We start from the raw sequence: 20,841 nt of genomic DNA, 5'->3' as shown, positions 1-20,841 counted from the left end.
CTGCGTACCGACCATGCCGTGTACGGGGCGGGGACAGGTTTGAGTGAGACGGTGCCCCGCTTTGGGGTGGCCCTTGTCTCGCTACAGGTGGCTTGTCTCATTCCGGTGGACATCGTCCTGGTGTGGATGATCAGGGGGAGTCGCAGAGCGGCAGGGGCAGGGGCAGGGCGGCCGATTTCGAGGTGGCCCGGGTTCAAGGCGGGGTCGAGGTACACGGATCGCTGGCGGAGCTGGCCTTCGAGGAGGCCGATCCGGTACGGGACTTCCCGTCGTATCGGGGGCAGAGGAACTTTCCGGGCTTGTACTGGGCGGCCACGATGCTGCGGCACGTGGGGTTCCAGTCCTGGCTGGAGCGGGATCACGCGATCTCGATGGACTTCGACCCGCGTGTCACGTGGTTCGCATCGCAGCCGTTCTGGCTGTCCTGGACGTCGCCGGAGGGGGTGCGGCTGTCCCACGCGCCGGACTACTTCGCCCGGCGGGCCGACGGGTCAGCCGTGGTGGTGGACTGCCGGCCGGAGGCTCGCCGGAGCAAGGCGCGGGACCTGGCCGAGTTCGCCGGTACGGAGACTGCGTGCGAGGCCGTGGGCTGGGGCTTCCGGCTCGTGGGCGAGATCGACCGGGTGCGGGTGGCGAACCTGCGGCGGCTTGCCGGGTTTCGTCATCCGCGGTTCGCTCAGGCCAGGTTGGAGGAGGTGGTGGAGGCGGCCTTCGCCGTTCCCGGACCGCTGGTGGGCCAGGCAGTGCACGTCGGTGACCCGATCCTGGTCCTGCCGGTCGTCTTTCATCTGCTGTGGTGCGGGCGGCTGACGACGGACCTGTCGCGCCCCTTGGGCGATCACTCTTTGGTGAGCCGGGTGGAGGGCTGATGACCGAGCATGAGCGGCCCAAGGGTGTACTGCGGGTGGGCGACCGCGTCCGGTTCGAGGACCGGGTCCACACGGTGGTCGGCCTGTCGGGCACGACCGTCCGCCTGGTCGACGAGCACAACACCGCGAGCATGGTGATGTTCGCCCACCTGATGGCATCGGACGGATTCGAGCTGCTCGACGCGACGGCGAGCACGCCGGGGCTTCCGCCCTTCGGTCTACTGGACACCGTCCCTGAAGTGGCCTTGCGCAAGGCCCGGTTCTTCGAAAAGCACCTGATCGAGGTGGAGACTGGGCTCCCTCCTGATGCGCCGAAGGGACTGTTCCCCGGCCCGAGTACGCCCCTCGATGGCGGACCGTGAGTGAACGGCTGGCTGCCAAGCGAATCCTGGAGCAGGGCGTCTCACCACCCTGACTTCAGTGAAGATCCGACTGGACCTCGGTCAGTCGATGCCTTCGACGATGCGGAAGTCGCGCTCGACGCCGTCGGAGAGTGCGACCAGCGCCTCCTGGTAGGCCGCACTCTCGTGCGCCGCGACGGCCTGCTCGAAGCTGTCGAACTCGATCAGGACGGTGCGCTCGGCGATTCCAGCGTCGTGTGCGACGACCCGACCGCCACGGGCGAGGGGCCGCCCGCCCCCGGCCCGGACGGCCGGACCGGCCAGCTTGTTGTAAGCAGCCAGCTTCTCAGGGTCTGAAATGGTGCGGTAGGCGCTGACCCAGTAGCCCTTGGGCATGGAACCTCCAGTGTTGGGATGAGTGCATCTGACTTACGGGTTGGTCTCGGACGAGCGTCGGCGGGCGAGAGCGGGGCTTTTCAGCGAGGCGAGGACAGCGATGTGGACGGCGTCTCCGGTCGGCCGCGGCCGGGCCAGGGTGTCGGTGCGGTCGGCTTCCTTCAGCCGACCGTACTTGGCGCGGATGGTCTCGGGGGCGGTGATGAGGATGTTGCCGATCTGGTTCAGCGCGGCGGTGCGGGCCTTGACGGCGGAGCGGGCGACGTTGTGCAGGGCGCGATGTCGGCGACAGTGTCGTCCTTGGGCGCGGCATGGGCCCGTCCGGACAGGGCCGCGCGGGCGGCGGCGTAGGCGTCGATGGGGTCGGACTTGCCGATGCGGCGGCGTTCGGCCCGGTCGGGCCGGTTGACCTCGACGACCTGGTGCCCGTGTGAGCGGGCGGTGCGGGTGAAGCCGGCTCCGTAGGAGGCGGTGCCTTCCACGCCGATCGTGATCACGTGGCCGTGGGCATCCAGGAAGGCCGGGGCCGCGGCATATCCGGCGGCGGTGGCGGTGAACTCCGCGTCTGCGAGGTGGCCGCCGTTGTCGCTGATGACCGCGACGTGGAGGGTGTCGGCGTGAGAGTCGACCCCGCCGAACACATCCTGGTCCGTGGCATCTTCTGCGACCGCTGATGTCATGCTGATGCTGCCTTCCCAGCCGAAGGTGGGCGCCGGCCGGGTGGCGCAGACAGGACATTGAGGGGGCTTCTGACCAAGCTCCTATCAGGTCATGTTCCGCCCGGCCGGAGCCATGGGAACAGGCTCCGGCAGCCGGACAGAACAACTACAGGACAGCCCAGCAGGGCGTCAGTCAGTGCCCGAGCCATGACCGCCGGAACCTGAGTATCAGCATCAATGTCAGTGCCCACTGATAGAGAAGGGCCATGGATACCGACGCTCTTCCGCCGTCTGTAGATCACTCTTCCGAAGCCTTGTTCAGGCGTGGGTGCCTGGCCCAGGAGTCAGGCAGTGGGAGTACGCCCAGGAACTGTTCGAGGAGGCGGTTCGTGGTTCGGGCCCGCAGATGCTCTGGCGCGTGACAGAAGCCTGCCTGTACAGCGACGAGGCGGCGTTGTGGATGCGGCGGGCCGTGGTCACGGAGAGCGAGTCGGGCGGTATCACGGTCGCCCCCGAGGCATTCGGGATCCTTGGGGGCAATGGCGATGCGCTGGTGCAGAACTGGGAGATCGTCGTCGAGTCGGACGAACCGGACCGCGCGGTCGCCGCACTCACCGCTGCGGAACCTCGGCTGATGTGCGTGTTCGAGGACGGCCGCGAACTCTCTCCGGAGGAGGCCGAGAACCTCTGGGACGAGGTCTTCCCTCCCTACAGTCCCAACTACGCCGCCGTCGACGCCACGGTGCCCCGCATCTGGATGGACTGCAAGGACGGGATCTACCCGCACATGGCCCGCACCGCACTGCGCATCGTGACGGACGAACTCCGCAAAGCCGGGGTGCGGCAGGCACACCTGTTCAGCCGTTCCCACCGCTAGCGAACCACTGCCCACACCGGCCCATTCATCACAGAAGATCCGACGGTCAAGATCAAGTGACAGCAGGGCTATCCCACAGGCATGGGACAACAAGACTCCGGAGAAGGCTGCGGACAGGCTGGGCGAGCTACCCCCGCGCCTGCGGGGGTAGCTCGCTGCACGTCAGACGGCCTGGCGCGGGTAGCCGTCGAGAGGCCCGAGCAGGTCCGGAGCGGTAGTCCATCGACAAGATCGTCTGTCAGCCCTCCCGGGAAGGCTTCCTGGTTGCCGACTCGCCGTTCCCACCGGATCCGCAGGCGTCGGAAGCCGTGCAACCGGTCGGAAGCAAGGGAGGTGCTCGATGCGTCAGAACGCACTCACAGCAGTCGGACCCGCGCAGCCTCACATCCGGGATCTCAGCACATCGACCTCACAGCCCGGCGCGAACGGGTCGAAGCCGTGCTCGGTCAACCAGCGAACCACCAGCAGGCTGCGCAACGACCACCACGCGTGGATCACGTCGAGGTCGACGTCGGTGCCATAGCCGGCGACGACGTCGTCGAGGTGCTCCTCGTGTCCGAGCGTGAAGGTGGCGAGGTCGTACAGGGCGTCACCCTGGCCCGCCTCGGACCAGTCGATGATGCCGGTGACCTCGTCTCCGTCGACGAAGACGTGCGCGATCTGCAGGTCGCCGTGCGTGAACGCCGGAGTCCACGGCCGGAGCGCGGCCTCGGCGACCTGGCGGTTGCGGGTGACCAGGCCGGCGGGCAGGACGCCGTTCGTCACGAGCACCTCGCACTCGGCGTCGAGTTCCGCCGCCAGCGCGCCAACGCTACGGCCGGCCCGTCCCGGCAGGGGCGGCAGCGGCGCGTCGTGCAGCTGCCGGATGACGGCACCCGCCGCGGCCCACGCCGTCGGCGACCCGGTCGACGGCCCGCCGAGGCGCCCGAGCGTCGCCCCCGGGAGCGCGGCGATCGCGAGCACGGGCGGCTTGCGCCACAGGACCTCCGGGGTCGGGACCGGCGCGAGGGCCATCGCCTCGACCTCGACGTCGATGCGCGCCTGATCGGCGTCCACCTTCAGGAACACGTCGCCGACGCGTAGGGTCGCGCGCTCGGAATGGGCGACGACGACTTCGACCTCATCCATGAGCGATCAGTATCTCGGGGATGGCCGCCGACGTCGCCGGGTTTATCGCGTGCGATCACGCCCGTGATCATTGGGGGACAGGGCCGGGACAGAGCGATGTCTACCGCGTTCGCCGAACGGCCCGGTACTGACGTGCCAGCACGCCCAGCAGCGCCGGTACGGAAGGGCGCGCGCCGCCGTCGGCGAGTTCGCCGGCCTTTCGGCCGACCGCGACCAACCGGAGTTCCTGCACCTGCAGCAGGGCGGTGACGAAGGGGCGTGTCCCCGGTGGCACCAAGCTCACAAGTTGTCCGCTTGCGGACAGACGCGGGCGGGCCAATTCGATCTGTTCTTCGACCAGTTGGCCCAGTCGCGCGCGGACGGCGTCCGTGGGGCCCCGTAGAGCCTCGACGGACAGACCGTGCCGTTCCAGATCCTCGCCCGGGATGCCGACCTGCCCCTCTGCCGCGTCCTCGGCGAGGTCGTCGAGGAAATCGATGCGCTGCATCACCTCGATGAGGTCACGGCAGCGCCTCACGAACACCTCGTCGTCCGTGGCGTCCCCACGCTCCAAAAGACAGACCAGGAGCATGAAGGCGGGCAGTGCGTATCCGTCGACGTAGGACTGCAGTTCGTCCTCGGTGTCGAAGCCCGTGTACTCGACCTCGTGCCGTGCCCCGCGCAGGAAGGCTTCGACGGACTGCCGCAGCTCAGGGTGTCTCGTGGCCGCGTCCCCGAGTGCCCTGAGCGTCGCATCGATGGTGGTCCCGCCGTCGAGTACCGCACGTGTGGCGGACGTCCACGACTCCAGCGCCGTGCCGCGTGCTTCGCGTGTGCCCGTATCGATGCGCTCGTCCGTCTCGTGCATGAAGGCGACCGCGGCGATGACCGTTGGGTGCAGGTGTGTTGGAAGCAGAAGGCGGACGGTCAGATACTCCGCGGTTCTGAATCGCCTGACGAACGTGCGCTGTTGACGGTACGCAATCCGTAGGTCCGGCTCGATGATGCCGGTCTCGCGCAGTGTGCGGGCCCACGTGGGCATGTCGCATTCCTACTCGGTCGGTGACTTCTGGGTCGGAAGTTTTGCTGGTGAAGAACGAGTTCGCCCACGGAGGACGTGGATGACCGTACGTCAGCCGGTCGGCGGGGGCGAACTCTGGTGCAGCCGGGCTGCCTTGGTTGCGAGGTAGCGCTGCTCGGGGATACTGGTGGTGAGGGCGGCCGCCAGGCGGTAGTGGCGCAGGGCCGGCGTCGGTTCTCCTGCCATCTCCAGCAGGTGGGCCCGCACCGCGTGCGTCCGGTGGTGGCCGGCGAGGGGGCCTCGGTCGTCGGCGTCGAGTCGGTCGAGCAGCGCCAGGGCGGCGGCCGGACCGTCGGCCATCGCGAGGGCGACCGCGCGGTTGAGGGTGACCAACGGGCTGCCCGCCACGTGTTCGAGCAACTCGTACAGGCCGTGGATCTGCGGCCAGTCGGTGTCCTGAGCGCGAACGGCGGCGTCGTGCACGGCCGCGATGGCGGCCTGCAACCGGTACGCGCCGGACCGCTCTCCCTTCGCGAACGTGCCGATGACCAGCGCGGAACCCTCCTGGATCAGGCGGCGGTTCCACAGCGTGCGGTCCTGCTCGGCCAAGGGGACCAGCTCGCCGTGCGGGCCGGTGCGCGCCGGGCGGCGGGCCTCGGTCAGCAGCATCAGGGCCAGCAGCCCGGCCACCTCACCCTCGTCCGGCAGGATCCGGTGCACCTGCCGGGCCAGCCGGACGGCCTCGCCGGACAGGTCGGCACGGTGCAGGACCGAGCCGCCCGAGGCGGTGTAGCCCTCGTTGAACAGCAGGTACAGCACGTGCAGTACGGAGCCGAGCCGCGCGGGCCAGTCCGGCGCACCCGGTACGGGCACCCCGAACGGCACCGAGGACGCCTTCAGGCGCTGCTTGGCCCGGCTGATGCGCTGCGCCATCGTCGCCTCGGGGACCAGGTAGGCGGCTGCGATCTGGGCGGTCGTCAGTCCGCCGACGGCCCGCAGGGTCAGGGCGATCGCCGAGGCGGGCGTGAGCGTGGGATGACAGCTCATGAACAGCACCGCGAGCGTGTCGTCGTCGGCCGGGCCCGCGGCGGGGGCCGGCTCCCTCGCGACACGTTCCTCGCGTCGCCATCGTGCCGTCTCGCCGCGCAGCTGGTCGGTGTAGCGGCGTGAGGCGGTCCGCAGCAGCCAGCCGCGCGGGTTCTCCGGCACCCCTTGGATGGGCCAGTGGCGGGCCGCGGCGATCAGGGCTTCCTGGACGGCGTCCTCACACGCGTCGAAGTCCCCCAGGCGTTGCGCGAGCGTGCCGAGGACCTGTGGCGCCAGCTCGCGCAGCAGGTCCTCGACGATCCGCCAGTCGGTCACAGGTCGAACGCGATGCCGTTCATGACCTGGCGCACCTCGACCGGCTGCCGCGTCGGAACCCCGCCGGGTCCGGGCACCGCCGAAATCCTGGCGGCTATCTCCAGCGCTCGGACCTCGGACTCCACGTCGATGACGTTGAACCCGGCCAGGACCTCCTTGGACTCCGGGAAGGGTCCGTCGGTCACCACCGGGGCCGAAGCTCCGTCCGCGCGCACGATCCTGGCGCGACGCGGGTCGGCGAGCCCGGTGAACTGCACCATCTCACCGCTCGCGATCAGTTCCTTGGTCAACGCCTCGTAGTAGTCGAAGTGTGCCGTGACATCGTCCGGAGCCCACTCGTCCATGGGTTGCTCGAACTCTCCACCGTCGTGGTTGACCATCAACAGGAACTTCGGCACATGAACTCCTCGATCTTCGGCCCGCCCAGTCTGGCGCACTCCCCCTATGAACGGAGCCGCCCACGGGTTCTCTACATCGCCGGGAAGAAGATCTTGGGAAGAATCCGGTTCCGCGTCGGGCCGAGCCGCGAACCCACCGTGTCGCGACCGCGGTCCGTCGGTCCACGGGCGCTGTCCGACGGTCCCGGGGCGCGGTCCGTCCCGTACAATTTGGGTCCGAACGATCAACGGAGCGTGCCTATGCCCGGCCATCGGTCCATCACTGAAGCGGAGAAGCTGGCAGCCGCGAAGCTGGGCGGTATTCCGATACACCGCGAGCAGATGGCGGTGGTCGCCAATATCTACCGTGCCGCCTCGGCGGTCCGGCAGCACCTGGAGAACTCGGTGCTGCGCGACGCGGATCTGACCTGGACGTCCTTCGTCGTGCTCTGGGTGGTCTGGATCTGGGGCGAGTCGGAGACCCGGCACGTCGCCGAGGAGGCCGGGATCTCCAAGGGCACGCTCACCGGTGTCTCGCGGACCCTGGAGGGACGGGGGCTGATGACACGCGCCGGTCATCCCTCCGACGGCCGGCTGAAGCTGCTCAGTCTGACCGACGAGGGCGAAGCGCTCATGGAGCGCCTGTTCCCGCGGTTCAACCAGGAGGAGGCGTTCGTCGCCTCGCGGCTCAGCGACGACGAGTGCCACACCGTCGCCGAAGGGCTGCGGCAGGTCGTGCGCCAGGTCGAGGAGGAGGGCGAGGAACGCCGTCTCACCCTCCTCGACGGTGCCGAACCGGCCCGCCGCCGCAGCGGCCGACGGGCGAAGGGCTGAGGGCCGCGGGCCGGGGCCGCTGGTCCAGGGGCCGGGAACAGGGATCTGTGGTCCAGGGGACGGGGCCGAGGTCCGGCAGCCCCTCGCCCCCACAACCTCACGGCCCCGCAACCGAACAGCCCAACAGGATCAGCGTCCGTCGTCGGCCGCGCCGACCAGCGCGTCGAACAGCGCCTGCTGGACGGGATCCTCGTGTGCGGTGTCCTCAGGATGCCACTGCACCGCGGTGAACCACCCTTCGCCGTCCGGGAGTTCAAGGCCCTCCACGGTCCCGTCCGCGGCGCGTGCGGTGACCGTCAGACCTGAGCCGAGGCGCTCGACCCGCTGGTGGTGATAGCAGGACGCCTCCGCCTTCTGCGCGCCGGTGGCCCGTTCCAGCAGGGTTCCGCGCTCGATGGCCACCGGGTGCACGATGTGCCGGTGTTCGCGCTCGGGGCCGCCCATGTCCTGTTCCAGAGTGCCGTCGAGAGCCACGTTGACGACCTGGAGGCCGCGACAGATGGCCAGCAGCGGAAGACCCAAGTCCAGCGTCCGGCGGGCGACTTCGAGGTCGAAGGCGTCCTGGAGGTCGTCGACGTCGTAGACGCTGCCGTGGGTGTCGGCGGCTCCGTAGCGGTACGGAGCGAGGTCGCCGCCGCCGGGGAGCAGGACACCGTCGAAGCGGGCGAGGCGTCCGGTCACGTCCGTGACAGCGGGATCCGCCGGGTGAATGGTCACCGGTTCGCCGCCGGCCCGCCACACCGCCTCTATCAGGGCGCGGGCGTTGACCTCGGCGGCGTACCGCAGGGCGGAGGTCGTCGCGGAGAAGCGTGCCGGAACGGCGATCAGTGGGCGTGTCAAAGCTGGATCCAGGTGGTCTTGAGTTCGGTGTACTTCTCCAGGGCGTGGGCGGACTTGTCGCGGCCGTTGCCCGACTGCTTCATGCCTCCGAAGGGGACGGTCAGGTCACCCTCCTCGTAGCAGTTGACCCAGACGGTTCCGGCCTTCAGTGCGCGGGAGACCCGGTGCGCGGTCGACAGGTCGGAAGTCCACAGGCCTGCGGCGAGCCCGTACTCGGTGTCGTTGGCGAGCCGTACGGCCTCGTCCAGGTCGTCGAACGCGAGGACCGACAGGACCGGGCCGAAGATCTCCTCCCGGGAGAGCCGCATACCGGGGTCCACCCGGTCGAAGACGGTCGGTTCCAGGAAGCTGCCGCCGGTGTCGGTGAGGGTGCGGGATCCGCCGGTGCGCAGCCGGGCGCCCTCGGCCAGGCCGGTGGAGATGTGGTCCTGTACGCGGCCCAGGTGCGCTTCACCGACCAGGGCGCCCATCTCGGTGGACGGATCGAGGGGGTCGCCGATCCGCAGTTCACGTGCCCGTCGTACGACGGACTCGGTGACCTGTTCCGCGATCGAGGCGTGTACGAGGAGCCGGGAGGGGGCCGTGCACATCTCGCCCTGGTTGAAGAAGATGCCCCAGGCCGCGGTGGCGGCCGCCTTCTCCAGGTCGGGAGCGTCGGGAAGGATGATGTTCGGTGACTTGCCGCCCAGTTCGAGCCATACGCGCTTGAGGTTGGAGTCGGCGGCGTAGTGCAGGAAGTGGCGGCCGACGGCGGTGGAGCCGGTGAAGGCGAGGACGTCGACGTCCGGGTGGAGGCCGATCGCCCGGCCTGCCACCGGGCCGGTGCCTCCCACGACGTTGAGGACGCCCGGCGGCAGTCCGGCCTCGGTGGCGATGCGGCCCAGGAGGAGCGCGGACAGGGGCGAGTTCTCCGAGGGCTTCAGGACGACCGTGCAGCCGGCGGCGAGCGCGGGGGCGACCTTCCAGCCGGCGAGCGTCAGGGGGAAGTTCCACGGCACGACGGCGCCGACGACTCCTGCCGGTTCCCGGGTGACCAGGGCTAGCGCGTCCGCGCTGGTGTGCGGGGACTCGTCGGTGAGCTTGTCGGCGAGCTGTCCGTACCAGCGGAAGGTGTTGATCAGGGCGCGCAGTTCGATGTCGTACGCGTCGGTGATGGGCTTTCCCATCTCCAGGCTGACGGTGAGCGCGAGGTCGGCCCGGCGCTCCTGGAGGAGGTCGGCGATGCGCAGCAGCGCGGCGCCGCGTTCGGCGGGCGCGAGGCGCGGCCAGGGGCCGGTGTCGAAGGCGCGGCGGGCGGCGGCGACGGCGGCGTCGACCTCGGTGGTGCCCGCGTCGGCGACGCGGGTGAGCACCTGGCCGTCACGGGGTGAGACGGCGTCGAAGGCGGCTCCCCCGCCGTCCTCGTCGGCGCCGTCGATGTGATGGGCGCCGGAAAGGTCCAGGGACTTGGCTCGGAGCAGCCACTCCGCGTGGGTGACGTCCGTCATGCGGGGCCTCCAGAAAGTTATTTGAACCCAAACGATAAGGTGGGCGCGGAGCCTGGGCAAGGGCTCCTTGCATCGATCCGGCAGGTCCACGGGCACCGCGGGGAAGGGAGCGCCACCGTGCGAGCGCTCGTCGTCCAGCACGACCATGTGACGGAGCCGGGGCTGGTCGGAGCCCGGCTGGAGGAGCGCGGGTACGACCTCACGGTCATGACGGTCGTGCCCGAGCACCGCCATCACGCGCCGGACGTCGAGTTCGGCTTCCCCGCTGCGGGCGGCTGGGACCTGATCGTGTCGCTCGGGGCCCGTGGTCGGTGTACGACCGGACGGCCGTCGGTTCCTGGATCGAGGGCGAACTGTCCCTCCTGCGCGAGGCCGACCGCCTCGGCGTCCCGGTGCTCGGGGCCTGTTTCGGCGCCCGGGCGCTGACCACCGCGCCCGGCGGTCGCGCGGAGGCGTCGCCGCGCCCGGAGATCGACTGGGTCGAGGTCGCCACGGACGATCCGTCCCTGGTGGGGCCGGGCCCCTGGTTCCAGCGGCACTTCGACCGCTGCGTCCTGCCGCCGGGAGCCAAGGAGGTGGCCCGCAACGAGGTGTGCGTCCAGGCCTTCAGAACGGAGACCGGCCTGGGTGTGCAGTTCCATCCGGAGATCACCACGGCGATGGTGCGCGGCTGGATCGAGGCCGGCGGAGCGGAGCAGTGCGTACGCCACGGTGTGGACCCCGGCGAACTGCCGGCGCGGAGCCGGGCCATGGAACCCATGGCCCGGACGAACGCCCGCCGGCTGGCCGACGGTTTCCTCGGCCGGACGGCGGACCGGGCCGGCTGACCGGCCCGGCGTGCGTCAGCCGCCGGCGGCACCGGCCTTGTCACGGGTGAGCCGTGCCGCCACGAGGCCCAGGACGAGGACGGCCGGGACGGTCAGTTCGAGCACGAGGGCGGTACTGCTCTCGCCCCCGATGAGCGTGGCGAAGTTCTGGACGATCAGCCAGATCGCCCCGGCCACACCGAGGGCTCCCAGGGAAGGAGCGATCAGGGTGTTCCACGGCCGGGTGTCCAGGCGTTCACGGCGGAAGAAGACCACCACGGAGACCGACGTCAGCAGGTACAGCGCCATGATGCCGAGGACGGCCACGCCGCTGCCCCAGGAGAACAGGGTCACCACGGGGTCCTTGCCGGCCAGCGCGAACGGGACCACCAGCAGGACCGCGATGGCCGTCTGGACCCAGCCGGCCGCGCTGGGCGAGTGCCGGTGGTTGATCGACGACAGCTTGCGCGGCAGCAGTCCGTCGCGGCTGAGCGAGAACAGGTAGCGGTTGGCGGAGTTGTGGAAGGCGAGGATGCCGGCGAAGAGGGAAGTCACCAGCAGGACGGGCAGGACGTCGTTGACCCAGGTGCCGAGCAGGTCGGCGATGGGCGCGAAGACGAAGCTCGTCGAGTCGCCGCTCTCCAGGGCGTTGCCGGCCGCCCCGGACACCTTCGAGGGTCCGTAGGAGGAGACCAGCATCCAGGAGGCGAACCCGAAGAAGCCGGTGACGAAGGCGACGGCCGCGTAGGTGGCCCGCGGGACGGTCTTGCGGGGTTCGCGCGCCTCCTCGCCGTAGATCGCGGTGGCCTCGAAGCCGATCATCGACGCCACGGCGAACATCAGGGCCACACCCGGGGCGCCGTCGAAGGCCGCGCTCGGCGAGAAGGACTCCGTGAAGGCCAGACCCTCGGGCCCGCCGCCCTTGAAGAAGGTGACCAGCGCGAAGACGCTGAGGATGCTGAACTCGGCCAGGACGAAGACCGCCAGCACCTTCGCGCCCATCTCGATGCCCACGCTGCCGAGCACCTGGACGATCACCATCGTGACCAGGGCGCACGCCCACCAGGGCACGTCCACGCCTGTGTAGTGGGCGAGCAGGCCGTTGACGGTCGCCCCGTACAGGCCGTACATGGCGGCCTGGATCGCGCAGTAGGCGAACAGCGCGATCCCCGCGCTGCCGGTCCCGACGGTCCGGCCGAGCCCCTTGCCGATGTACGTGTAGAAGGCGCCGGCGTCCACGACGTGCCGGCCCATCGCCACGAAGCCGACGGAGAAGAGCAGGGTGATCAGACCCGCCACCACATAGGCGGCCGGTGCCCCCGCGCCGTTTCCGATGCCGACGGCGATGGGAACGGCGCCCGCGACACCGGTCAGCGGTGCCTGGGCGGAGAGGACGAAGAAGAGGATGCCCAGAACGCCGAGCGAGTTGGGCTTGAGCTTGCCTGCTGTGGGGGCGTCGGGCGCGGTCTGGTTCACGACCGCTGTCTGACTGTCCACTCGGATCACCTGCCAGTGAGGAAAGAGGGATTCGTTTCAGGCCAAACGAGTTGCCTCATACTGAGCTGGAACTATCCGTTTGACAAGGGGCTGCGGCCGGTTTCCTGCCCCGAACACGACAGGCCCCGGACGACAGGCGTCCGGGGCCTTGGAACACGCGGGTCGCAACGTCAGTCGCGGCTCTCGGCGTCGGTGTGCCGCCGGGCCTCCAGCAGCCGGAGCAGCGAGCGCAGCTCCTCGATGGCGGCGTCGGTGACCTCGGGGCCGCCGAAGACGAGCTGGTGCAGGACCAGGCCGTCGAGGGCGGCGAAGACGAGCCGGGTGAGCGGCTGCCCGGCTCCGCCGGGCAGCATGCGGGACAGCTCGCGTCCGGTGGCGTCGAAGTACTCGTCGTACAACGCGCGCAGATGCGGGAGCAGTTCGGGGCGGCGCCTGGCTTCCAGGAGCAGCTCGTACTGGAACGACTGGATGTCCGGATCGGCCGTGACCATCTCGGACACTCCCACCGAGAAGTCCTCGACCTTGCCGGTGCCGGGCTCCAGCGCGCTGGTGTTCAGGGAGGTGCGGATCGCGTGCGCGACCGCTTCCTCGATGAGCGCGTCGCGCGAACCGAAGTGGTGCACGACCAGCCCGTGCGTGGTGCCCGCCTCCTCCGCCACGGCCCGGTAGGTGAGCCGGCGCAGCCCGCCCCTGGCCACGACGCGCACGGCGGCGTTGAGCAGGGCTTCGCGGCCCTCCCCGTAGTTCATGCGCCGACGCGGCTTTCGGCCCTCAGGCGTCTCGGCGGTTTCGGTCATGGTCCCGACCCTACCTGCCTGCTCAGGGGGCCCGGGGCGGACCGGCACGGGCCCCTTGGTGGTGCCCGTGCCGGGTTCCGCGCGCCGCGCGCCGGAGCGGCCCGCCGGGCGGCTCACGCCGTCCTGGCCGGCGCTGCGCCCTCGTGCGGCGGGCATCAGCGCCGGGGCGGACGGATGCCGCGGAACTCCCAGTCCCCGCCGAGCGCGGTGGACAGCACCTCTTCGGACTCGGTGGGCTGGGCGCCCACGTCGGCGCGGATCGGGGTGGGGCCGGTCACGATGTGGTTGGTGAGCCGTCCCAGGCCCTCGACCTCGACCTCGACGACGTCACCGGGCTGTACGGGGCGGGAGTTGGCCGGGGTGCCGGACAGCAGGACGTCGCCGGGGTGCAGGGTGATGGTGCGGGCGATGTCGGCGACGAGGTAGTGCATGTCCCACTGCATCTCGTCGGTCGAACCGTCCTGCACCACCTCGCCGTTGACGTATGTGCGCAGGCTCTTGCCGCGGAAGTCCCAGTCGGTGACCAGGCCGGGGCCGAGCGGGCACAGGGTGTCGGAGCCCTTGACGCGGAGCATGGAGCCAGCGTCGGTGTCCCGGAAGTCGTGCAGGCCGTAGTCGTTGGCGACGGTGTAGCCGGCGATGTACTCCCCCGCCTCGGCCGGGGAGATGTTGCGTGCCGTCCTCCCGATGACGATGGCCACCTCGCCCTCGTAGTTGAGCCACTTGCATCCCTCGGGGCGGACGACGGCGCCCTTGTGGGAGTTGAGGGAGGAGGTCGGCTTGTGGAAGTACGTGGGAGTGGGCGGGAGTTCGATCCCGAACTCGTCGACGCGGCTGCGGTGATTGAGGTGGACGGCGATCACCTTGGAGGGCACGACCGGGGGCAGGTGCTGTGCCTCCTCGGTCTTGACCCGGCGGCCGTCACCGGCGACGAGTTCGTCCCCGTCGACGGTGGCCTGGACGGCGGCGCCGTCGAGGAGGATGCGGCGGTATTCGGGCATGGCGGCTTCCTAGGAACGTCGGTGCGGGTTGTGGGGTGCGACGGCCGCGGGTGTTCCCGCGCCGGTCCAGCCGTCGGCCGGACGGTCGAACCAGAGGTGGACCTGTCCGGTGCCGATCGAGTTCTCGTACTCGCCGTACTGGCGGGCCGTGGCGACACAGGCTCCTTCGCCGAGGGCGCCGGCCATCATCAGGTAGTGGAAGAACTTGGCCTCGGGCTTGTATTTCCAGAACTCGTCCATGGTGTCGAGGACCTTGTCGTGACGGCCCTCCTTGAACCAGGTGATGCGCTCCTCGTCGGCCGCGCGCGCCTCGGGGGTGAAGATGTGCGCCGGGTCGCCGGACTCGTGGTCCCGCAGTTCGCGCAGCGGCCAGAAGGTGTGCGAGAGGGCGCCCGAGGCGATGAGCAGCACCCGGCGGCCGGGGGTGGCGGCGATGCCGTCGGCGAGGGCCCGGCCCAGCCGCAGATGGTCCTCCATGTCGCCGGTCTGGCACACCCCGATGGTCACCCACCGCTTGTCGGGCAGCCCCTCCCCCAGGAACTTCCAGAGGTTGATGGTGGCGTAGTAGACCGGCAGGTACTCGTCGTCGATCGCGGTGATCCATGTGCCGTGCTTGTCCGCGAACTTCGCGATGTTGTGGGCGAGTTCGGGGTCTCCGGGATAGTCGTACGGCATCCGGCACATGCCCCGCGGCAGTTCCTCGGAGGTGAACAGGCCGGCCCGGCGCGGCTGGGCGGTGGCGACGAACTCGACGGTGGTCGCCCAGTGCGAGTCGAGGACCACGACGGTGTCGTAGTCGTCGCGTTCGAAGACCTCCCGGCGAAGCTGTTCCAGGCCGGTGACGAGGGTGATCTCCTTGCCCTCGTTCAGCTCCAGCCGGATCTCCTCGGGGAGCACGATGGTGGGGACGTGGGCGAGCAGCCCCGCCCCGACGATCTCACCCATGGTCTTTCCATCCCTTCGGCGCGGTCACGGTGTTCTTCAGGTCGCAGTAGAAGTCGAAGCTCCAGGTGCCGCCTTCCCGGCCGACGCCGGAGTGGCGGGAGCCGCCGAAGGGCGCCTGGAGGTCGCGTACGAAGAAGCAGTTGACCCAGACCGTCCCGGCGACGAGCCGCTGTGTGACGCGTGCGGCGCGGTCCCGGTCGCCGGTGGCGAGGGTGGCGGCGAGGCCGAAGCGGGTGTCGTTGGCGAGCCGGACCGCCTCGTCCTCGGTGGTGAAGGTCTGGAGGGTCAGGACGGGTCCGAAGACCTCCTCCTGGACGATCTCGGAGTCCTGGGCGACGTCGGTGAGGAGGGTCGGCGCGTAGTACCGGCCTTCTCCGCGGTGCCCGCCGATGACCGCGCGGGCGCCCGCCTCGACCGCGCGCCGCACGAAGCCGTCGATCTTCTCCAGCTGGCGCTCGTGGATGTTCGGGCCGATGTCGGTGGCCTCGTCGCGCGGGTCGCCCTGCACGATGACCGCGGCCTTCTCCGCGAACCGGCGGGTGAACTCCTCGGCGACGGTCTTCTCGACCAGGATGCGGGTGGCGGCGAGACAGACCTGGCCCGCGTTGTCGTACTGCTCCACGGCGAGGTCGACGGCGAGGTCGAGGTCGGCGTCCGCGAAGACCAACAGCGGTGACTTGCCGCCGAGTTCGAGGCTGAGCGGGGTGAGGTTCGCGGCGGCCGACTGCGTGATCCGCTGGGCGGTCGGCACGGAACCGGTGAAGCTGATGCGACGCACGTCGGGGTGCGAGGTGAGGGCGTCGCCGATCTCGGAGCCGTACCCCTGGACGATGTTGAGGACGCCGGCGGGCAGTCCGGCCTCGGCGGCGATGTCCGCGAGCAGGGACGCGGTCAGCGGGGTCCATTCGGCGGGCTTGAGGACGACCGTGTTGCCGGCGGCGAGGGCCGGGGCGACCTTCCAGGTCGACAGCATCAGCGGGGCGTTCCAGGGGGTGATCAGCACCGAGGGGCCGGCCGGGTCCCAGCTGACGTGGTTGGTGTGGCCGCGGGTCTCGAAGTCCTCGTGGTCCAGCTTCAGGAGCCAGTCGGCGAAGAAGCGGAAGTTGTGGGCGACGCGCGGCATCACGCCCCGGCGGTGCGAGCGCAGCAGGGCGCCGTTGTCGGTGGTCTCGACGATCGCCAGGTCCTCGATCCGCTTCTCCACGCCGTCGGCGACGGCGTGCAGGATGCGGGCGCGTTCGGCACGGGAGGTGGCGGCCCAGGCGGGGAAGGCGGCCTTCGCGGCGGCCACGGCCAGATCGGCCTCCGCCGCGGTGCCCCGGGAGATCTCGCCGAGGACGCTCCCGTCGATCGGCGAGACGTCGGTGAACGTCTCGGCGGAGGCGACGCGTTCGCCGCCGATCCAGTGCCGGGTGTCGACGGCGACCCCGGCCACCGTGAGGGTGTGCTCGGTCATGTCCGGACTCCAAGTCCTGTGGTGGGTACGGTGGTCGGGGTCACTCGGCGCCGGAGGTGCCGGACTCCAGAAGTCGTCCGCCGTCCCAGACGACACCGACCTGCCGGTAGTAGGCGGCGATCGGCTCGCGGATCTCCAGTCGGGCCAGCTCCTCGGTGGGCGCCTCGAACAGCTCCAGTTCGGCGTCGCCGACCCAGGGCTGTCCGCCCTCGAAGGAGGCGGCACCCGTCTCGATCAGTTCGTCGAGCGCGAGGCCCTTGCCCTTCTCGACGGAGGGCAGCCAGCGGTGGTGGGCCATGGGGTTGGCGTTGACGAAGCCGTTGGTCTCGGACGGCTCCCGCAGGGTGACCACGGTCTGGGCGAGGCGCCGGTCGGCGGCGGCGAGGGTGGCGCCGAAGCGGGCGCCGGACTCGATGCGCGGGGCCGGGCCGTAGGGGTGCGGGCGGGTCTGGTGGATCGAGCCGAGCTTCTTCGGGTAGCCCTGGTGCAGTCCGCGGGCGATGGCGAAGTCCTTGTCGACCCAGATGTACACGCAGCGGGTGTAGGTCTGTCCCCGGTACTTGCAGCGGACGACCGCGAACGCCTCCTTGTACTGGGCGAGAACCGGGTCGAGCAGTTCCTCGCCGGAGCCGGAGCAGGACTGCCAGTCGGCCCAGATCATCGCGACAGCGCCCGGGTCCTCGTCGGCCAACTCCAGTGGTGCGGGCAGCAGTTCACGCACCCGTGCGGGATCGGTGCGGTACTCCACGGTGAGCAGATCACCGGAGTAGCGCCACGGCGGGGACGGGACGAGCGACGAGGTGCCGCCGGCCGTCTTGGGGTGGAAGAAGCCACGGACAGGGGACATAGCGGGGATTCCTAACGCTTCGTTACGCGGTGAGGGCAGGCTGCTTCAGCAGCTGGGCGCGGTAGCGGGCCGCGCGCATCGCGGCGGACTGGCCGCCGAGCGCCACGACGCCGACCAGGAGGTCGCCGGTGTGGTAGCCGACCACGACGTCGCCGTCCGGGTCGCCTTCGAGGATCCGCACGTCGTCCTTGCCGAGCAGCGGCGAGCCGAAGGACTGGAGCCGGAAGTCGTGCTGGTCGCTCCAGAACGTGGGCAGCGGCGCGAAGGGCTTCAACTCGGCTTCCGTGCCGTCGAGATGGGCGGCGAGAACCTTCGCGGCGTGCTTGGCGGTGTCGGTGGGGATGGACCAGTGCTCGACACGGCGGGGTACGCCGTCGTAGCGGGCGTTGGGGAAGCGGGCGACGTCGCCGACCGCGACGACCTCGGGGCGTCCGCCGACCCGCAGGTGCTCGTCCGTGAGGACTCCGTCGGACAGGTCGAGTCCGTTGCCGTCCAGCCACTCGGTGTTGGCGACCGAGCCGACCGACTCCACGACCACGTCGGCCGCGAGGACCGTTCCGTCGCCGAGGACGACTCCGGTGACCCGCTGGTCGCCCTGGAATCCGGCGACTCCGGTGCCGAGCGCGAAGCGCACTCCGCGCTCCTCGTGCCGCTTGAGCAGCGCACCGCCCAGCAGGTCGCCGAGCGGACCGGCCATGGGCAGTGGCAGCGGGTCGACGACCGTGACCTCCGCCGCGCCGAGTCCTACGGCGGTGGCGGCGACCTCGCAGCCGATGAATCCGGCACCGACGACCACCACCCGTGCTCCGGGCCTGATCAGCGCGTCGCGCAGGACCTGGGCATCGGCGAGGGTGCGGACCGTGTGGCGCCCCACGAGCGGGCCGGGGCAGCGCAGCCGGCGGGGGCGCATTCCGGTGGCGACGACCAGTCCGTCGTACGAAAGCCGTTCGCCGTCGGCGAGTTCGACCACGCGCTCGTCGAGGCGGGCCGTCGTGATCCGCGTTCCGAGCCGCCATGCGACATCGGCGGCGGCCGCCTTCGGGGTGAAGGCGAGGGACTCGAACGAGGCCTTGCCCGCGAGGACTTCCTTGGACAGCGGAGGCCGGTTGTAGGGCATGTGCGGCTCGTCGCCGACGACGGTGACCTCGCCGGTCCAGCCCGCCGCGCGCAGTTGTTCGGCGGCGCGCAGGCCGCCCATGGAGGCGCCCGCGACGACTACGCGTGCGGTCATCGGGATCAGCCCTCGATCCGGATGGCCTGGAGCGGGCACACGTCGGCGGCTTCCTCGACCTCGTCGCGCAGCGCCTCGTCCACGTCGGAGACGTAGGCGAGGTGGCCGTCGTCGTCCATCGAGAAGACGTCGGGGGCGGCGAAGACGCACTGGCCGTGGTCCTGGCACTTGATCATGTCGACGACGACCTTCATGGCCGGTCCTCCTGTGGATACGGGCGTCGGAGCAGGGAGGGAAGGGGAAGTGAGGGGCCCGGCCGATGCCGGACCGGGCCCCTCGGCCAAAGGGATGCGAAGCCGCGTCCCTGACTCGTTTGGCTTCAAACAACATAGGAAGCCACTCGGCCCTGGTCAATACCTATCCAGGTGGATAAATTCTTACCGTCAACCCCTTGCGGGACCAGAACCCGACTCATACCGTTCGGACTCAAACGACCGATCCGGGGTCCGACCCGGAGGGTGTCGTTCGGAACGGTCCGGATCAGGCCGCGAGGTCCGGTGCGGCCTGTCGCACGGGTGGAGCCTCATCCGCGTACGGAAGTACGCGGATGGCACGACAACGCCGTGCGGGGCCGTACCGGGCGCCGCGGAGCCGGACTGTTCCGAGCGGCACCCCCGCCTCCCCCGCACCCCGGCTCCCGTTCTCTGCACACCACGCGTCCCCGGCCTCAGGCCACCGGGACACCCCACCCTTCCGCCAAGGAGACAACGGTGAGCGCATCCGACACCCCAGACATCCGCCGGCACATGGAGCGGCTCGCCGCCGAGGGCGTCGACGTGGTCAGGGTCGTCTATCCCGACCTGATCGGCACCGACCGCGCCCGTGACGTCCTGCTCGACCACCTGCCCTCGGCCTGCGAGCACGGACTGGCCTTCTGCCGCGCCGTCTACCACACCACGCCCCAGGGCGACGTCGTCCCCGTCGCGGGCGGCCTGGACGCCGGCCTGCCCGACGTGTCCGTACGCCCCGACCTGTCCACGGCGGCCGTACTGCCGTGGGAGCCCGGGGTCGCGACCTGTCTCGGCGAGGTCACCGACCCGGCGACCGGGGCCCCCGCCCCGGAATCACCGCGCGACCTGCTGCGGACCGTCCTGGCCCGGTGCGCCGAGCAGGGTCTGCGCCCTGTCGTCGGCCCCGAGCTGGAGTACTTCCTGCTGGAGCCCGCCCCCGGCACCCCCACCGGCTGGCGCCGCTCCCCCGAGGCCACCGGAGCCGTCTACACCGCCGGGCTGCGCGCCGACCCGGGCAACCATCTGCTGCGCACCCTGCGCGCGCTGCGCGACCTGGGCCTCGGCGTCGTCACCGGCAACCACGAGTTCGACGGCGGCCAGTACGAGATCAACCTGACCCACTCGGCGGCCCTGGACGCGGCCGACCGCGCCTTCCGCTTCAAGGCCGCCGTCAAGGAGCTCGCCCGGCTGGAGGGCAACCTTGCCACCTTCATGGCCAAGCCCTTCGGCGACGCCGGCGGCTCCGGCTTCCACCTCCACCTGTCCTGCGACGACGCCGAGGGCCGCAACGCCTTCGACGACCCGTCGGGCGCGTACGGCCTCTCGGCCACGGCCCGCCACGCCATCGCGGGCATCCTCGCCCACGCCCCCGCGCTCGCCGCGCTCGCCAACCCGACCGTGAACTCGTACAAGCGCTTCGGACCCGACACCCTCGCGCCCTGGCTGATCGACTGGGGGCTCGACAACCGCAGCGCCATGGTGCGCATCCCGCCCGAGCGCGGCTCGGGCGCCCGCCTGGAGCTGCGGCTCGGCGACGCCAGCGCCAACCCCTACCTGCTGATCGCGGGGACCATCGCCGCCGCGCTCCTCGGCGTGCTGGCGGGCGAGGAGCCGGAGGCGCCCCTGGAGGGCTACGGCTACGACACCGCGCGCTCCGCCCTGCTGCCCACGAACCTGGCCGAGGCGCTGGACGCGCTGGAGGCGGACACCGCCCTGACCGACATCCTCGGCAAGGACTTCACCTCGTCCTTCCTGACCTACAAGCGGGACGAGGTCGAGCGCTTCGGGCGGCACGTCACCGACTGGGAGTTCACCGAGTACGCCTACCACCTGTAAACCCTCGAAGCCCGGCCCAGGAGAA

At 70.5% G+C, this 20,841-nt stretch carries 22 protein-coding genes; 6 read left to right on the top strand and 16 right to left on the bottom strand.

Annotated features, from left to right (window positions below; genetic code table 11):
- Nucleotides 1-122 precede the first annotated feature (122 nt).
- Together OG410_RS39325 and OG410_RS39320 are read left to right on the top strand one after the other, a co-directional pair.
- Nucleotides 123-869 carry a TnsA-like heteromeric transposase endonuclease subunit gene (locus OG410_RS39325; protein WP_329303540.1) on the top strand — a complete coding sequence of 249 codons (747 nt, stop codon included), beginning with the start codon at nt 123-125 and terminating at the stop codon, nt 867-869.
- Nucleotides 869-1,231, top strand: coding sequence for a hypothetical protein (locus tag OG410_RS39320; protein ID WP_329303539.1), 363 nt, complete (start codon nt 869-871; stop codon nt 1,229-1,231). Before OG410_RS39325 ends, OG410_RS39320 begins: the two co-directional genes overlap by 1 nt.
- An 81-nt stretch (nt 1,232-1,312) precedes the next feature.
- Here the strand turns inward: OG410_RS39320 and OG410_RS39315 are convergent, their stop codons facing one another.
- Nucleotides 1,313-1,606, bottom strand: a complete 294-nt coding sequence (locus OG410_RS39315) for a DUF1330 domain-containing protein (RefSeq protein ID WP_329303538.1) — start codon at nt 1,604-1,606, stop codon at nt 1,313-1,315.
- Between the two features lie 224 nt (nt 1,607-1,830).
- On the bottom strand, nt 1,831-2,286 hold the full coding sequence (locus OG410_RS39310; protein ID WP_329303537.1) for an IS110 family transposase: 456 nt from the start codon (nt 2,284-2,286) through the stop codon (nt 1,831-1,833).
- Between the two features lie 397 nt (nt 2,287-2,683).
- Between OG410_RS39310 and OG410_RS39305 the strand changes: the two genes are divergently transcribed.
- Nucleotides 2,684-3,142 (top strand): hypothetical protein, encoded by a 459-nt coding sequence (locus tag OG410_RS39305; protein WP_329303536.1) that lies wholly within the window; start codon nt 2,684-2,686, stop codon nt 3,140-3,142.
- A 381-nt stretch (nt 3,143-3,523) separates the two neighbouring features.
- On the opposite strand, the gene OG410_RS39300 is transcribed toward OG410_RS39305, so the two are convergent.
- The 4 genes from OG410_RS39300 to OG410_RS39285 all read right to left on the bottom strand — a co-directional run bounded on the left by OG410_RS39300 (nt 3,524) and on the right by OG410_RS39285 (nt 7,030).
- Nucleotides 3,524-4,270: a phosphotransferase family protein gene (locus OG410_RS39300; RefSeq protein ID WP_329303535.1), complete on the bottom strand. Its 747-nt coding sequence runs from the start codon at nt 4,268-4,270 to the stop codon at nt 3,524-3,526.
- A gap of 100 nt (nt 4,271-4,370) precedes the next feature.
- On the bottom strand, nt 4,371-5,291 hold the full coding sequence (locus OG410_RS39295; protein ID WP_329303534.1) for a phytoene/squalene synthase family protein: 921 nt from the start codon (nt 5,289-5,291) through the stop codon (nt 4,371-4,373).
- 90 nt (nt 5,292-5,381) lie between these two features.
- Nucleotides 5,382-6,632, bottom strand: coding sequence for an RNA polymerase sigma factor (locus OG410_RS39290; RefSeq protein ID WP_329303533.1), 1,251 nt, complete (start codon nt 6,630-6,632; stop codon nt 5,382-5,384).
- Nucleotides 6,629-7,030, bottom strand: a complete 402-nt coding sequence (locus OG410_RS39285) for a YciI family protein (RefSeq protein ID WP_329303532.1) — start codon at nt 7,028-7,030, stop codon at nt 6,629-6,631. The genes OG410_RS39290 and OG410_RS39285 overlap by 4 nt, the downstream gene beginning before the upstream one ends.
- Nucleotides 7,031-7,270: 240 nt before the next feature.
- Between OG410_RS39285 and OG410_RS39280 the strand changes: the two genes are divergently transcribed.
- A complete protein-coding gene (locus OG410_RS39280) occupies nt 7,271-7,843 on the top strand; it encodes a MarR family winged helix-turn-helix transcriptional regulator (protein ID WP_326783575.1) in 573 nt (190 codons plus the stop codon).
- A 129-nt stretch (nt 7,844-7,972) separates the two neighbouring features.
- Here OG410_RS39280 and OG410_RS39275 read toward each other — a convergent pair whose 3' ends face one another.
- Together OG410_RS39275 and OG410_RS39270 are read right to left on the bottom strand one after the other, a co-directional pair.
- Nucleotides 7,973-8,683 carry a gamma-glutamyl-gamma-aminobutyrate hydrolase family protein gene (locus OG410_RS39275; protein WP_329303531.1) on the bottom strand — a complete coding sequence of 237 codons (711 nt, stop codon included), beginning with the start codon at nt 8,681-8,683 and terminating at the stop codon, nt 7,973-7,975.
- Nucleotides 8,680-10,170: an aldehyde dehydrogenase gene (locus tag OG410_RS39270; RefSeq protein ID WP_329303530.1), complete on the bottom strand. Its 1,491-nt coding sequence runs from the start codon at nt 10,168-10,170 to the stop codon at nt 8,680-8,682. Before OG410_RS39270 ends, OG410_RS39275 begins: the two co-directional genes overlap by 4 nt.
- Nucleotides 10,171-10,481: 311 nt before the next feature.
- On the opposite strand from OG410_RS39270, the gene OG410_RS39265 reads away from it, so the two are divergent.
- Nucleotides 10,482-10,997, top strand: coding sequence for a type 1 glutamine amidotransferase (locus OG410_RS39265; protein ID WP_329303529.1), 516 nt, complete (start codon nt 10,482-10,484; stop codon nt 10,995-10,997).
- A gap of 15 nt (nt 10,998-11,012) precedes the next feature.
- Here OG410_RS39265 and OG410_RS39260 read toward each other — a convergent pair whose 3' ends face one another.
- From OG410_RS39260 to OG410_RS39225, 8 genes are all read right to left on the bottom strand, one after another.
- Nucleotides 11,013-12,473 (bottom strand): APC family permease, encoded by a 1,461-nt coding sequence (locus tag OG410_RS39260; RefSeq protein ID WP_329303528.1) that lies wholly within the window; start codon nt 12,471-12,473, stop codon nt 11,013-11,015.
- 170 nt (nt 12,474-12,643) lie between these two features.
- Entirely contained in the window at nt 12,644-13,270 is a 627-nt protein-coding gene (locus OG410_RS39255) for a TetR/AcrR family transcriptional regulator (protein ID WP_329303527.1), read from the bottom strand.
- 155 nt (nt 13,271-13,425) lie between these two features.
- Nucleotides 13,426-14,271, bottom strand: coding sequence for a fumarylacetoacetate hydrolase family protein (locus OG410_RS39250; protein ID WP_329303526.1), 846 nt, complete (start codon nt 14,269-14,271; stop codon nt 13,426-13,428).
- 9 nt (nt 14,272-14,280) lie between these two features.
- Entirely contained in the window at nt 14,281-15,216 is a 936-nt protein-coding gene (locus tag OG410_RS39245; protein WP_329303525.1) for a 3,4-dihydroxyphenylacetate 2,3-dioxygenase, read from the bottom strand.
- A complete protein-coding gene (locus OG410_RS39240; RefSeq protein ID WP_329303524.1) occupies nt 15,209-16,672 on the bottom strand; it encodes an aldehyde dehydrogenase in 1,464 nt (487 codons plus the stop codon). Before OG410_RS39240 ends, OG410_RS39245 begins: the two co-directional genes overlap by 8 nt.
- Before the next feature lie 40 nt (nt 16,673-16,712).
- Nucleotides 16,713-17,519, bottom strand: coding sequence for an acetoacetate decarboxylase family protein (locus tag OG410_RS39235; protein WP_329303523.1), 807 nt, complete (start codon nt 17,517-17,519; stop codon nt 16,713-16,715).
- A 22-nt stretch (nt 17,520-17,541) separates the two neighbouring features.
- Entirely contained in the window at nt 17,542-18,750 is a 1,209-nt protein-coding gene (locus OG410_RS39230; protein ID WP_329303522.1) for an NAD(P)/FAD-dependent oxidoreductase, read from the bottom strand.
- Between the two features lie 5 nt (nt 18,751-18,755).
- The gene (locus tag OG410_RS39225) at nt 18,756-18,944 is read right to left on the bottom strand and encodes a ferredoxin (protein WP_326783586.1); all 189 of its coding nucleotides are present in this window, start codon (nt 18,942-18,944) and stop codon (nt 18,756-18,758) included.
- 516 nt (nt 18,945-19,460) lie between these two features.
- Between OG410_RS39225 and OG410_RS39220 the strand changes: the two genes are divergently transcribed.
- Nucleotides 19,461-20,816: a glutamine synthetase family protein gene (locus OG410_RS39220; protein WP_329303521.1), complete on the top strand. Its 1,356-nt coding sequence runs from the start codon at nt 19,461-19,463 to the stop codon at nt 20,814-20,816.
- The last annotated feature ends 25 nt before the right edge of the window (nt 20,817-20,841 follow it).

Origin of the sequence: Streptomyces sp. NBC_00659, assembly GCF_036226925.1 — a bacterium.
Taxonomy (GTDB): Bacteria; Actinomycetota; Actinomycetes; order Streptomycetales; family Streptomycetaceae; genus Streptomyces.
This window is presented reverse-complemented; position numbering and strand designations above follow the sequence as displayed.

Coding starts and splice junctions, on each gene's coding strand:
- OG410_RS39310 (WP_329303537.1), bottom strand. CDS start 2,286: ATGACATCAGCGGTCGCAGAAGATGCCACGGACCAGGATGTGTTCGGC.
- OG410_RS39280 (WP_326783575.1), top strand. CDS start 7,271: ATGCCCGGCCATCGGTCCATCACTGAAGCGGAGAAGCTGGCAGCCGCG.
- OG410_RS39315 (WP_329303538.1), bottom strand. CDS start 1,606: ATGCCCAAGGGCTACTGGGTCAGCGCCTACCGCACCATTTCAGACCCT.
- OG410_RS39230 (WP_329303522.1), bottom strand. CDS start 18,750: ATGACCGCACGCGTAGTCGTCGCGGGCGCCTCCATGGGCGGCCTGCGC.
- OG410_RS39300 (WP_329303535.1), bottom strand. CDS start 4,270: ATGGATGAGGTCGAAGTCGTCGTCGCCCATTCCGAGCGCGCGACCCTA.
- OG410_RS39270 (WP_329303530.1), bottom strand. CDS start 10,170: ATGACGGACGTCACCCACGCGGAGTGGCTGCTCCGAGCCAAGTCCCTG.
- OG410_RS39255 (WP_329303527.1), bottom strand. CDS start 13,270: ATGACCGAAACCGCCGAGACGCCTGAGGGCCGAAAGCCGCGTCGGCGC.
- OG410_RS39320 (WP_329303539.1), top strand. CDS start 869: ATGACCGAGCATGAGCGGCCCAAGGGTGTACTGCGGGTGGGCGACCGC.
- OG410_RS39295 (WP_329303534.1), bottom strand. CDS start 5,291: ATGCCCACGTGGGCCCGCACACTGCGCGAGACCGGCATCATCGAGCCG.
- OG410_RS39235 (WP_329303523.1), bottom strand. CDS start 17,519: ATGTCCCCTGTCCGTGGCTTCTTCCACCCCAAGACGGCCGGCGGCACC.
- OG410_RS39240 (WP_329303524.1), bottom strand. CDS start 16,672: ATGACCGAGCACACCCTCACGGTGGCCGGGGTCGCCGTCGACACCCGG.
- OG410_RS39245 (WP_329303525.1), bottom strand. CDS start 15,216: ATGGGTGAGATCGTCGGGGCGGGGCTGCTCGCCCACGTCCCCACCATC.
- OG410_RS39250 (WP_329303526.1), bottom strand. CDS start 14,271: ATGCCCGAATACCGCCGCATCCTCCTCGACGGCGCCGCCGTCCAGGCC.
- OG410_RS39225 (WP_326783586.1), bottom strand. CDS start 18,944: ATGAAGGTCGTCGTCGACATGATCAAGTGCCAGGACCACGGCCAGTGC.